The organism is Bordetella tumulicola, assembly GCF_965138755.1.
Lineage (GTDB): Bacteria > Pseudomonadota > Gammaproteobacteria > Burkholderiales > Burkholderiaceae_B > Bordetella_A > Bordetella_A tumulicola.
Map to the genome: position 1 here is coordinate 373985 of NZ_CBCSFP010000002.1, position 12465 is coordinate 386449.

The following is a 12465-nucleotide window of genomic DNA, read 5'->3' on the forward strand; positions in this document are numbered from 1 at the left end:
CCCCCCCCGCGGCCGCTAGTGCGGCCATGCTGCCAGAGTCCCGCCAAGCCGCTCAAACCGCAACGGATGCCAAGCCGATTCCCAAGAGTGGGGGGGGTTACCACCTGAGCGAACACGTCAAACGCTATTACAAAACCACGCTCGTCTGACGGAGTAAGGCATGTTACTTACTAAAAAAACTGCTGCCGCGAGCGATAACGCGGCCGAATCAAATTTCGTGCAAAGCCTGCGCCGGGGCTTGTCGCAGGCTTTGCCGACGATGGATCGCCGCTCGTTTTTGCGTCGTTCGGGTATCGGAGTGGGTGCCGGCCTGGCTGCTGCGCCGTTGGCCTTGGTGCGCCGGGCCGATGCCGCTGAAACCCAAGAAATCTTGGTCGGCAAGACTAAAACTTCCGTCCGGCGTACCGTCTGTACGCACTGTTCTGTGGGCTGTGCGGTCGATGCCGTGGTGGAAAACGGTGTCTGGGTGCGCCAAGAGCCCGTGTTTGATTCCCCCATCAACCTGGGGGCACATTGTGCCAAAGGTGCCGCCGTACGCGAACACGGTCATGGCGAGCATCGCCTGCGTTACCCGATGAAGCTGGTCAATGGCAAGTACGAGCGCATCAGTTGGGACACGGCATTGACCGAAATTTCCGCTCAGTTGATGAAGCTCAGCAAGGAGAGCGGGCCAGATTCCGTCTACTGGATCGGGTCGTCCAAGCACAACAACGAGCAGTCGTACCTGTTTCGCAAGTTTGTCAGCTATTTCGGCAGCAATAACTGTGATCACCAGGCACGTATTTGTCACTCCACAACGGTGGCGGGAGTGGCCAATACCTGGGGTTACGGTGCCATGACCAACTCGTACAACGACATGCAGAATTCCAAAGTCGCTTTGTACATTGGTTCGAACGCGGCCGAAGCGCACCCCGTGTCGATGCTGCACATGCTGCATGCCAAGGAAACGGGCTGCAAGATGATCGTGGTGGATCCGCGTTTTACGCGGACCGCCGCGAAGGCAGATAGGCACGTCCGCATTCGTTCGGGTACGGACGTCGCGTTTTTGTTCGGTCTGCTGTATCACATCTTTAAGAATGGTTGGGAAGATCAGGCCTATATCGATGCCCGCGTCTATGGCATGGATCAAGTCAAGGCCGACGTGTTGGAAAAGTGGACCCCGGAAAAGGTGCTCGATGTGTGCGGTGTCGACGAAGACACCATGTTCAGCGTGGCCAAGACGATGCATGAAAATCGCCCGGGTACGTTGGTGTGGTGCATGGGGCAGACCCAGCACTCCATCGGTAACGCCATGGTGCGTGCCTCCTGTATCGTGCAGTTGGCCTTGGGCAATATCGGCAGATCGGGCGGAGGCGCCAATATTTTCCGCGGCCACGACAACGTGCAAGGCGCGACCGATGTCGGTCCCAATCCGGACTCATTGCCCGGCTACTACGGCTTGACCGAAGGTTCGTGGAAACACTTTGCGAATGCCTGGGGTGTTGACTACGAATGGATCAAGAGCCGCTATGCCTCGCCTGAGTTGATGACCAAACCCGGCATCACCGTCTCGCGATGGATCGACGGTGTGTTGGAAGACCCCGAGGTCTTGGATCAACCCACCAACCTCAAGGCCGTCATCTATTGGGGGCATGCGCCCAACTCACAGACGCGCGGCCTGGAGATGAAGCGGGCGATGGACAAGCTGGACCTGCTGGTCGTAGTGGATCCTTATCCTTCTGCCACCGCCGCGATGGCCGCCATGCCTGGCAAACCCGAAGACCTCAATCCCAATCGGGCGGTGTACTTGTTGCCGGCCGCCACGCAGTTTGAGACCAGTGGCTCGTGTACCGCGTCGAACCGTTCTTTGCAGTGGCGTGAAAAGGTCATTGAACCCCTGTGGGAAAGCCGCAGCGATCACATGATCATGTATCAGCTGGCTGAAAAACTCGGCTTTGGCAAAGAGTTCGTCAAGAACTACGAGCTGCAAAAAGTCAAGGGCATGGACGAGCCGGTGATCGAGGATGTGCTGCGCGAGATGAATGCCTGTTGCTGGACGATTGGCTACACCGGCCAAAGCCCCGAACGCCTGAAAGCACATATGCGCAATATGCATGTGTTCGATGTGAAGACCTTGCGTGCCAAGGGCGGCAAAGACGCCGAAACCGGTTACGACTTGACGGGTGATTATTTCGGTTTGCCATGGCCCTGTTGGGGCACGCCCGAGATGAAGCATCCGGGCACGGCCAATCTGTATGACACCAGCTTGAACGTGATGGATGGCGGTGGCAACTTCCGGGCGAACTTTGGCGTGGAACGCGACGGCGTCAGCTTGCTGGCCGAAGACGGCTCACATTCCAAGGGCGCGGATCTGACGACGGGTTATCCGGAGTTCGATCACGTGCTGCTCAAGAAACTGGGATGGTGGAATGAACTGACCGATGCGGAGAAAAAGGCGGCTGACGGCAAAAACTGGAAAACAGATTCCTCCGGCGGCATCATCCGCGTGGTCATGAAAAACCACGGCTGCTATCCGTTTGGTAATGCCAAGGCGCGGGCGGTGGTGTGGAACTTCCCCGATCCGATTCCGCAACATCGCGAGCCTATCTATGGCACGCGGCCGGATCTGGTCGCCAAGTATCCTTCGCACAAAGACTTGAAGACATTCTGGCGCATGCCGACGCTTTATACGTCGTTGCAGCAAAAGAACGTGGCAGACAAACTCTATGAGAAATTCCCGATCATTCTGACGTCGGGGCGTCTTGTCGAGTACGAGGGGGGGGGTGACGAAACACGTTCCAATCCGTGGTTGGCCGAGTTGCAGCAAGAGGCCTTTGTCGAGATCAACCCCAAGGCCGCTGCCGATCGCGGCATTCAGAATGGCGATCGGGTATGGTTGCAGACCCCCACCGGCGCGCGTTTGAATGTGCAGGCGCTGGTGACCGAGCGGGTCGGTCCCGACACGGCGTTTATGCCATTTCACTTTGCAGGTCATTGGCAGGGAGTGGACATGTTAGCGAGTTACCCGGAAGGCGCCGCACCGATTGTGCGTGGCGAAGCGGTCAATACCGGCACCACGTACGGCTACGATTCCGTGACGATGATGCAGGAAACCAAGACCACGATCTGCAATATCGCAAAGGCTTGAGGAGATCGCCATGGCGAGAATGAAATTTGTCTGTGACGCAGAACGTTGTATTGAGTGCAATAGCTGCGTCACGGCTTGCAAGAACGAACACGAAATTCCCTGGGGAGTGAACCGCCGTCGCGTGGTGACCTTGAATGACGGTGTGCCCGGCGAAAAGTCCATCTCGGTGGCCTGTATGCATTGCAGTGATGCGCCGTGCATGGCCGTGTGCCCGGTGAATTGTTTTTATCGCACCGAAGAAGGTGTGGTGCTGCATAACAAGGATACCTGCATCGGTTGTGGTTATTGCTCGTACGCCTGTCCGTTCGGCGCGCCGCAGTTTCCATCCGAAGGGGCCTTTGGCGTGCGCGGCAAAATGGACAAATGCACGTTCTGTGCGGGTGGTCCCGAGGAGCACGGCAGCGAAGCCGAGTTTGAGAAATACGGCCGCAATCGTCTCGCCGAAGGCAAGTTGCCGGCCTGTGCGGAAATGTGTTCCACCAAGGCGTTGTTGGCAGGCGATGGCGACGTGGTGGCGGACATTTTCCGTACTCGCGTCGTGCAGCGTGGCAAGGGTGCCGAGGTATGGGGCTGGGGAACGGCTTATGGGTCGCAGCAAGCCGGACAACCGCCGGCGCAACAGCAACCCGCACCTGACGCAAAGAGCAAGCCATGAGTACGCGTACGGGGTTCTTCGTGATGTGTGTCCTGGCGCTATCGGCTTGCTCGGAGCCTTCGCAGGAGTTGACGTCTGACTCAAGCCAGGGCAAGCCCGAGTACGCCGGTACGGGTAGTAATTTTGTAGCGCCCGGCTGGACGCAGGGAGACAAGGCCAGTTGGACGAGCGAGCTGAAAAAGCGGACTCAGCTCGGACAGAACGAATACAACAAAATTCACTGACCGGAGGCTGCCATGGTACGGTCATTCTTCACAGCCCGTTGGGGGGCATTCTGCACGGCACTGTTGATGGTCGCCGTGTTGTTCGCCCCTGCGGCGGCGCAGCAGGCTACGCCCGCGGGCGGCGGTCTGGGTGGCATTCAGAGCGCCAATATTTTTGAGGTCAAGCCCGATGCCAATGAGCTGCCCGGCTATGCCGAGCAGACTAATGCCGAACGTACCAAGGTACAACCTGGCAATAACGCACCGGTATGGCGCCAGGTGAATTCCGGAGAGCCGGGGTATAGCAGCCTGCCACGCAGCCAGGCGCCCGAGGCGGGCGTGTTGATCCAACGCTTTGTCCAGTATCCAGGCTCGCAGTACACCACTGCCGGTGAGGCGTGGCGTCAGGTGCGCAATCATTGGCTGGTGCCTTATGGCGGCGCGTTACTGCTGATTGCCTTTGTGGCGATTGCCTTGTTTTATCTGGCCAAAGGGCCGATCAAGGTGCACGGTGCCGAAACCGGCCGCAAGATCGAGCGCTTTACCTATTTTGAGCGTGCGGCGCATTGGGTGAATGCGACAGCGTTTGTCATCCTGGCCCTGTCCGGCATCGTGATGGCCTTCGGCAAGTTCTTCATGTTGCCGTGGATGGGTAGCGCTATCTTCGGCAGCGTCACCTGGTTCCTGAAAACCGCGCACAATTTCGTTGGCCCCGTGTTTGCCGTGTCGTTGATCGTGGTGCTGATCACCTTTGCCAAGGACAACGTCTGGCGGCGTTACGATTGGACGTGGATACGCAAGGGCGGTGGATTGTTGCGGCCCCAGCATGTGCCATCGGGCCGTTTCAATGCCGGCGAGAAAATCATGTTCTGGGTCGGCATGCTGTTGCTGGGTGTGGTGGTCGTGGTGTCGGGCTTGTTCCTGGACCGTGTCGTGCCAGGGCTGATGTATACGCGCGGCAATATGCAGATCGCCCACATGGTTCACGCGGTGTCAGTGATACTGATGATGTGCATGTTGCTGGGGCATATTTATCTGGGCACCATCGGAATGAAAGGCGCGTACAAGGCCATGAAAACCGGGTACGTCGATGAAACCTGGGCCCGTGAACACCACGATGTCTGGTATGACGATATCAAGTCGGGCAAGGTCCCCGCGCAACGCACTACCCACCGGGCGTCGAAGGGACGTAGTCAAGCGTTGGTACGGCCGACATCCGGTTCGCATTGAGTCAGACGATCATGCGCAAAGTGGCCTTGCACGGTGGTCCGAGCCATGATTGCCATGGAAGGAGAAGACGCATGAAGACGAGATTCGCAATAGGGTCACTGGCGCTGATTGTGCTTGGCGCACGTGCAGCCTGGGCCGCGCCCAGTCCCGACGATCAGGCCAAGGCCGCCGAGGCTAAAGCCAAGGCGGCGTGGACCACCAAGGTGACGGCGTACAAGCTGTGTGCGTCGCAGGACAAGGTGGTCGAGCAATATCGAGCGCGTCTGACGGCGGACGGTAAGACTGCGCCGGAGCCCGTGGCCACGCCTGCCTGTACCGACCCAGGCCCGTTTGCCTATGCACCGGAAGCATCGACGCAATCTCGCGAAGATTCCGGCGCACACTCGCCGGCCGAAACGGCTAAGCAGCCGCCCAGCTCGGCACAACCCGAGAGTGCGGGTAAGCAACAGCCCAAGTGACCGTGCCTCGTGCATTGCCTCGACTGACGCAAGCAAGCGCGCCGTTGACACGCGAAGTCAGCGTCGTCAACGAGCATGGTTCGATCGAGACCGTGTCCATCCCTGCAGAGCGTCCGTTGACCATTTATGTCGACCGACGCGAGGTCGTTACGCTGATGACCCTGGGTGCCATGCCCGAGTTATTGGTGCTGGGGTATTTGCGTAATCAGCGACTCATTCGCGATGCCGAGGATGTGCTATCCATCATGGTCGATTGGGAGGTCAACGCCGCCGCGGTTGAGACCCGTGACGGTATTACTGACATTGAGGCGCGTACCTCCCAGCGCGTGGTGACAACGGGTTGTGGTCAAGGCAGCGTATTTGGTGGCCTGATGGAAGAGTTGGATCAAATTCAGCTCGCCGCGCAGGCGCATGTGACGCAGGCCGAGTTATATGGCCTGCTCAGTGCCATCCGCCTGCAGGAAACGACCTATAAATCCGCGGGATCCGTGCATGGCTGTGCGCTGTTCCGGGGCGCGGAGATGTTGATGTTTGTCGAAGATGTCGGTCGCCATAACGCGATTGATACGCTGGCGGGCTGGATGTGGATGCAGCCCCAGGACGAACAGCGCGGGGACGACAAGATCTTCTATACGACGGGCAGACTGACGAGCGAGATGATCATGAAGTCCGCGCAGATGGGTGTGCCGATCGTGGTGTCGCGCAGCGGTATGACCCAGATGGGGTACGAGATAGCCGGTCAATTGGGCTTGTGTGCGATTGGTCGGGCGGTCAATCGGCATTTCGTTTGCTATACCGCGCCAGAGCGGCTGATATTGCAGCCGGAGCTCGCGGCGTCGCGTGTGGCCGCGCAGAGCGGGTAGTAGCCGTTCGCGGTCTTGTTTGTCCGATCGCATTATTGACGGGCAGAGCGCTTGGCCCGTATTTTTGATCGTTGTGGTTTCTGTGTGGGAAACGTCCACCACGGCAACACGCGCCGCATGGACAGCACCTGACCGCTTTGCAGTGGTTCATAGCCTGGCATCGCTGACAGTGTGGCTTGCCATTGCGGGCTGCGCAGGATGGAGAGCAGGGCCTGAGTCGAGGGCTGATCCAACGTTGATTTCAGGCAGACCAGAAAGTAATTTTCTTGCACCAGCGGGATGAAATCCAGCGCATGTCCCCGTACCGCGGGTTCGATACCCAAGCCAGCGTCAGCGTGGCCGCCTGCAATTGCATGGGCCACTGCATTATGTGAGGGCTCGGTGCGTTCGTATCCGGGTATCGTCGAGCCGAGTATGCCGGCTTGCTCCAACAGTTCGTCGAATAGCGTGCGGGTGCCCGTACCTAATGCACGATTCACATAACGCACGCCGGGACGGCGCAAGTCGGCCAGTGTGGTCACGTTCTTGGGGTTGCCGCGCGCGACGATCAGGCCCTGGCTGCGTTGGGCAAAGCCGATGATCTTGTGCAGTCCAGGCTTGAGCAAGGGCTTGTAGATACGCTCGGTCAGCGAGCCCGGCACCGGATCCTGACGCGTATGAAAGCCGGCAATGACGCAACGGCCTTCGTTCAGTCCCCGGATCGCGTCGACGCTACCGGTATAGCTGATATCCAGATAGAGCTGCTTGCTGGCTACGGCATGCTCGTGCAGCGCACCCAAGGCTTGGTCATGGCTGGCGTACAGCGGCACGACATGGGCGGCGTCATCAAATGCCATGGCGAACGCACGTTCCAGGTCAGCGCGCAGGGCGTTGATTTGCGGAGCCAGTCGTGCCTGGGCCTGGCGTTCGGCCCACAATAGCTTTTCGCCGAACTCGTTCAGCCGCGCGGGTTGGCCTTTGTCCCAGACAATCAGTGTACGGCCCAGGATCTGCTCCCAGCGTTTGAGCTCGCCCCAGACATGGCGGTACGACAGGCCCAGTGCCTTGGCGGCGCCCGAGATCGAGCCGTGTTGGCGCACGGCGAACAGTAAGTCCATCAGCGCGTTGCCAATGGTCGCGGGAGCGGCCGAGGTGGCGCCCACTTGATAGGAAAGGTCGATTCGATGCACGGCGGAAGTATGCCCTAAATGCCGATTCTGAACTGTTATCTTCGACGAAATGACGGTTCCTATGCAAATCTATTCATATGGTTAGCTGCAGTCGGGTGGGATACGCTCTGGGCATTGCCGCATAGGTCGATATGTTTATTTGCATGCTTCGGATTGGCCTCGGATTGAGGCCATGATTCGGTCTCGACTGTGTGTCAGACCGTGCGGCCAAGAATAAGGCTAGACATTGCCATGTTGTACATCCCTCGCACTGTTTGACTGCTTCCTTCCCTGAAGGAAAGGGATTCCCACTTCACAGAACCGAGCCGTTGCGCATCAACACTCATGCACTCAGGTCTTACCGTTTCTCCAAGGGCTAACACCGCCAGCCCGGCGGCTAATACGTTATGCGCTGCGTTGAGGTCACGGTCGTGGTCTGTGCCGCATTTGAGGCAGGACCAGCGCCGCACGTTCAACGGCAGCTTAGGTAACACGTGCCCGCAAGCGTGGCAGCGCTTGCTGGAGGGGTACCAGCGATCCACCCGCACGACGTCTCGTCCGACCCAACGTGCTTTGTACTCAAGCTGTCTCACGAACTCCGCCCACCCGGCATCGCCGATGGATTTAGCAAGACAGCGGTTTTTCTGCATATTTGACACAGACAAGCTTTCTACGGCGATCACTTGGTTTTCGTGGATCAACCGGGTGGAGAGCTGGTGCAGGAAATCCCTGCGGGTGTCTGTGATCTTCGCATGCAGTTTGGCGACTTTTAGCTTGGCCTTGGCACGACGGGCCGATCCGCGTTGTTTCCTGGCCAAGCGGCGTTGCAGCTTGGCCAACTTGGCTTCATGTTGTCGAAAGACCTGTGGCGCATTGATTTTTTCTCCGGTTGAGAGGGTCGCAAAATGAGTCAATCCCAGGTCAATGCCGATACAGCTCGACGTCGGGGGTTTCTGCACCACAACGTCGTCGCACAGCAGGCTGACAAAATATCGTCCTGCGGAGTCTTTGCTGACGGTGACGGTAGTGACCTTCGCAGCCTTCGGAATCTGACGGGACCAACGAATCGGGAGCGCCTCGCGCATCTTCGCCAATTTGAGCGACCGACCACCCCAGCGAAAGGCACTGGCGGTGTATTCGGCCGATTGCGGACCGTCTTTGCGTTTGAATCGCGCATATCCCGTGCGTTTCGCGAAGAAATTAACGAACGCCGTTTGCAAATGGCGCAGCGTTTGTTGCAGGGGAACACTACTGACCTCGTTCAACCAGGCATAGTCCGGCGTCTTTTTCAGCGCCGTCAGTGCAGCCGAGGTCGCGTGATACCCCAGGCGCTCTTGCCGCTGGGCCCAAGCCGTCGAACGAAGATTAAGCATGTGGTTATAGACCATACGCACACAGCCAAACGTACGAGCCAGCGTAGTCGCTTGCTCGGGCGTGGGATAGAACCGGAATCGGTAGGCACGTTTGGTTTGCATACCCAAGATACTATCCACACCAAACCAAATAACGGGATATTCATCCAGCCATCGACTCAAATCAGACCAATCCTGCAGCCTGACGGCTGCGCTCCTTTCCTCCCCGGCATGAATGCCGAGGTTTCTCGGAGCAAATGATGAACACGCTCTCTGAAAGTGTCACGACCGCTTTTGCGCTGATTGCCTCGGCCGATTCGGTGTTGCTATCCATTGTGTGGCGCTCGCTCGCCGTGAGTGCGTGTGCCTGCGTGTTGGCGTGCGGAGTGGGGATGGCGGCGGGGGCGTGGCTGGCGACCGCGCATTTTCGTGGTCGTGGCATGGTGTTGGTCTTGCTGAATACGTCGCTGGCGTTGCCGTCTGTCGTAGTGGGGCTGGTGGTGTATCTATTGTTGTCGCATTCCGGTCCGTTGGGATTTTTGGGTTGGTTGTTTTCGTTTAAGGCCATGGTGTTGGCCCAAGCCGTGCTGGTCTGTCCCGTCGTGACGGCGCTGGTACGTCAAACCATTGCCGATGCGGAACGGCATCATGGCGAGCAACTGCGCTCGTTGCGCGCGAGATCGTGGTTGCGCGGATTGTTGCTGCTATGGGATGAGCGTTTTACGTTGCTGACGATTGTGATTGCTGGATTTGGCCGGGCGATTTCGGAGGTAGGAGCGGTGATGATCGTGGGCGGCAATATCGAGGGCTATACGCGCGTGATGACCACCGCCATTGCGCTGGAAACGAGCAAGGGCGATTTGCCGTTGGCGCTGGCGTTAGGGATGTTATTGCTGTGTGTCGTGCTGTTGTTGAATCTGCTGGCTGCGGTGGTGCGGCGTTGGCGTGAGCGTCGTGACGCCGGGCTATCCGGCTTATTTGGTGCGGCGGGGGCCAGCGCATGACGATCGTGCCACTACCTACTACGCTGTTTGAGTTACGTGACGTCGACGTGGATTTTGGCAACGTGCCTGCGTTGCGCAAGGTGTCGTTGACGATACGCGCGGGTGAGTGTGTGGCGTTAGTGGGGGCAAATGGCAGCGGCAAGAGCACGTTGCTGCGTTTGCTGCATTGTTTATTACAACCTACGCGCGGTCAGGCTTTCTGTGTGGCGCGTAAGCGTCAGGCGATGTTGTTTCAGCAGCCGTACTTGTTGCGCACGTCAGTCTTGAACAATGTGGCTTTGGGGTTGTGGTTGCGCGGGACACGTTGGCGTGAGGCACGTGCGCAGGCCAGACCCGCGCTGGCGCGGGTGGGCATGGAAGCACTCGCCACGCGTAGCGCGAAGGCGCTCTCAGGGGGGCAGCAGCAGCGATTGGCCATGGCGCGTGCCTGGGCACTGAATCCCGAGGTGTTGTTATTGGATGAGCCCACGGCCAGTTTGGATCCCAACGCCAAACGTGAGGTCGAGCAAATGATGGACGATTTTGTTCGGGCCGGCGACCTCTGCGACGGACTGGCGAGTGCACAACATACCATGGCAGGTTCACCTGCCATGGTGTTCAGTAGTCACAACCTGGGGCAGGTCAAGCGACTGGCGCGGCGCGTGATTTATTTAGAGCGCGGTCACGTGATCGCGGATTTGTCGGTCGATGATTTTTTCTATGGTTCATTGCCCGAGGCAGCCAGCTTGTTTCTGAAAGGAGAACGCATATTATGAAACTCTCTACACGTTTGTGGCGCATGGCGGTACCCGTGCTGTTGACGGCCGCCGCACTGGCAGCCCCCGTGGCCCATGCGGAAACCATCGTCATGGCCTCGACGACCTCTACCGAGCAGTCGGGCTTGTTCTCGCATCTGTTGCCTGCCTTTAAAGAAGCTAGCGGCATTGATATCAAAGTGGTCGCGCAGGGCACGGGCCAGGCACTGGATACGGCGCGTCGCGGTGATGCCGATGTGCTGTTCGTGCACGACCAAGTGGCCGAAGAGAAATTCGTGGCCGAGGGCTTCGCCACGAAACGCTATCCCGTCATGTACAACGATTTCGTGTTGATTGGTCCTGATAAGGATCCGGCGGGCATCAAGGGCGACGACATCGTTCAGGCCTTGGGCAAGTTGGCCAAGGAGAATGCCGATTTTGTGTCGCGTGGCGACAAGAGCGGCACGAATGCGGCAGAGTTGCGTTTCTGGAAGGCCGCTGGCGTCGAGGACAAGGGCAAGGGCTACAAAGCCTGTGGTTGCGGCATGGGGCCGGCACTGAACATCGCGTCCTCGACAGGGGCCTATGTGCTGTCGGATCGTGGGACCTGGCTCAACTTTAAGAATCCCGGCAGCCTGCAGATCCTGGTCGAAGGCGACAAGCGCCTGTTCAACCAGTATGGCGTGATGGTCGTGAATCCCGCCAAGTTTTCGCACGTTAAAGCGAAAGAAGCCCAGCAGTTTGTGGATTGGGTGACCTCGAAAGCAGGGCAAGACACGATTGCCAGCTACAAGGTCAATGGCCAGCAGTTGTTTTTCCCGAACGCGGAAAAGTAAAAAGCCAGGGAGGCCCGAGCGTATTCGCTGGGGCCTTATTCCTGTGCGCTTTCAACCACCATGTCCAGCACATAGGCATAGCGCGATGCATCGGCAGGTACTTGTGCGCGCTCGTAGCGCTTAATGCGTAGTACATTGCGTACGCCAGGTTGATGGACATACCCTTCGATCTCGTTGTAAAAGGCCTGCCAGTCTCCCTGGCCAGTCTTGATGCCCGTGGCGTCGTATTGAATCTCGCGCACATTCAGGCATTGCATGTTGGGGATAAGCGGGTGCGAGCACGCTACGCGTTGCGAAGCAACTTCCAGAAACTGAATTTCGCCAGTGCTGCCGTAGCGGGTTGCGTCGGTGGGCGTACCGGCCAGAGTCCATTGCGCACCATCTGTAAAGCCGAGTGTTAACCGAGGTCCTGTTGAGCTTTCGCTGATTTTCCAGACGGTGGCTTGTGGCAGGCGCTGACCGACGGCTTGTTCGTACTGCATGACCCCTTCGTCGTTGCAGGCCATCATGGTGCCTACGATAGAAGAGATGGTAATTTTATTTGTGTCGACGCTATAGCTTCCGCCCAGGCGGTTGCACAAGCCGGACACAGACAAGCGCTGGTCGCTGAAGTCCAGGCGCAAGGGTGCTCCGCCACGTGTTTTGGGAGGCACCCATGTGGTTTGCTCGGCGCCGCTGGCGTCGCGCGCTTCGGCCAAATCCCAGTGATAGGCCGATAGGGTGGCCGGTGCAGTCGTTGCGGCATCGGACATGGGCGTATGGGAGGATGACGGCGTGTTGGCATTCATGGCGCAAGCGCTCAGTGTGCTTACCGTGGCGGCAAGTAAAAAGCGCAAGAGTAAAGGTTTCATCTAG

At 58.4% G+C, this 12465-nt stretch carries 12 protein-coding genes; 9 read left to right on the forward strand and 3 right to left on the reverse strand.

Annotation, left to right across the window (positions count from 1 at the left end):
• Positions 1-160: 160 nt before the first annotated feature.
• From ACNAZS_RS07375 to ACNAZS_RS07400, 6 genes are all read left to right on the forward strand, one after another.
• Positions 161-3127 (forward strand): formate dehydrogenase subunit alpha, encoded by a 2967-nt coding sequence (locus tag ACNAZS_RS07375; protein WP_415787748.1) that lies wholly within the window; start codon positions 161-163, stop codon positions 3125-3127.
• 10 nt (positions 3128-3137) lie between these two features.
• Positions 3138-3782 (forward strand): formate dehydrogenase FDH3 subunit beta, encoded by a 645-nt coding sequence (fdh3B, locus tag ACNAZS_RS07380; RefSeq protein WP_415787750.1) that lies wholly within the window; start codon positions 3138-3140, stop codon positions 3780-3782.
• Positions 3779-4006, forward strand: a complete 228-nt coding sequence (locus ACNAZS_RS07385; protein ID WP_415787753.1) for a hypothetical protein — start codon at positions 3779-3781, stop codon at positions 4004-4006. Before fdh3B ends, ACNAZS_RS07385 begins: the two co-directional genes overlap by 4 nt.
• Before the next feature lie 12 nt (positions 4007-4018).
• Positions 4019-5215 (forward strand): formate dehydrogenase subunit gamma, encoded by a 1197-nt coding sequence (locus ACNAZS_RS07390; RefSeq protein WP_415787755.1) that lies wholly within the window; start codon positions 4019-4021, stop codon positions 5213-5215.
• Between the two features lie 71 nt (positions 5216-5286).
• A complete protein-coding gene (locus tag ACNAZS_RS07395; protein WP_415787757.1) occupies positions 5287-5673 on the forward strand; it encodes a hypothetical protein in 387 nt (128 codons plus the stop codon).
• Complete coding sequence (locus tag ACNAZS_RS07400) at positions 5670-6536, forward strand: formate dehydrogenase accessory sulfurtransferase FdhD (protein WP_415787759.1); 867 nt, start codon at positions 5670-5672, stop codon at positions 6534-6536. The genes ACNAZS_RS07395 and ACNAZS_RS07400 overlap by 4 nt, the downstream gene beginning before the upstream one ends.
• 32 nt (positions 6537-6568) lie before the next feature.
• On the opposite strand, the gene ACNAZS_RS07405 is transcribed toward ACNAZS_RS07400, so the two are convergent.
• Positions 6569-7705 (reverse strand): substrate-binding domain-containing protein, encoded by a 1137-nt coding sequence (locus ACNAZS_RS07405; protein WP_415787761.1) that lies wholly within the window; start codon positions 7703-7705, stop codon positions 6569-6571.
• Positions 7706-7899: 194 nt separating this feature from the next.
• The gene (locus ACNAZS_RS07410; RefSeq protein ID WP_415787763.1) at positions 7900-9159 is read right to left on the reverse strand and encodes an RNA-guided endonuclease TnpB family protein; all 1260 of its coding nucleotides are present in this window, start codon (positions 9157-9159) and stop codon (positions 7900-7902) included.
• A 137-nt stretch (positions 9160-9296) separates the two neighbouring features.
• On the opposite strand from ACNAZS_RS07410, the gene ACNAZS_RS07415 reads away from it, so the two are divergent.
• From ACNAZS_RS07415 to ACNAZS_RS07425, 3 genes are read left to right on the forward strand one after another with little or no spacing between them, the layout of a single operon-like run.
• Entirely contained in the window at positions 9297-10040 is a 744-nt protein-coding gene (locus ACNAZS_RS07415) for an ABC transporter permease (RefSeq protein ID WP_415787765.1), read from the forward strand.
• Positions 10037-10795, forward strand: a complete 759-nt coding sequence (locus tag ACNAZS_RS07420; RefSeq protein WP_415787767.1) for an ATP-binding cassette domain-containing protein — start codon at positions 10037-10039, stop codon at positions 10793-10795. Before ACNAZS_RS07415 ends, ACNAZS_RS07420 begins: the two co-directional genes overlap by 4 nt.
• Positions 10792-11610, forward strand: coding sequence for an ABC transporter substrate-binding protein (locus ACNAZS_RS07425; protein WP_415787769.1), 819 nt, complete (start codon positions 10792-10794; stop codon positions 11608-11610). The genes ACNAZS_RS07420 and ACNAZS_RS07425 overlap by 4 nt, the downstream gene beginning before the upstream one ends.
• A gap of 35 nt (positions 11611-11645) precedes the next feature.
• Here the strand turns inward: ACNAZS_RS07425 and ACNAZS_RS07430 are convergent, their stop codons facing one another.
• Positions 11646-12461: a DUF4377 domain-containing protein gene (locus ACNAZS_RS07430; protein ID WP_415787771.1), complete on the reverse strand. Its 816-nt coding sequence runs from the start codon at positions 12459-12461 to the stop codon at positions 11646-11648.
• Positions 12462-12465: the final 4 nt, after the last annotated feature.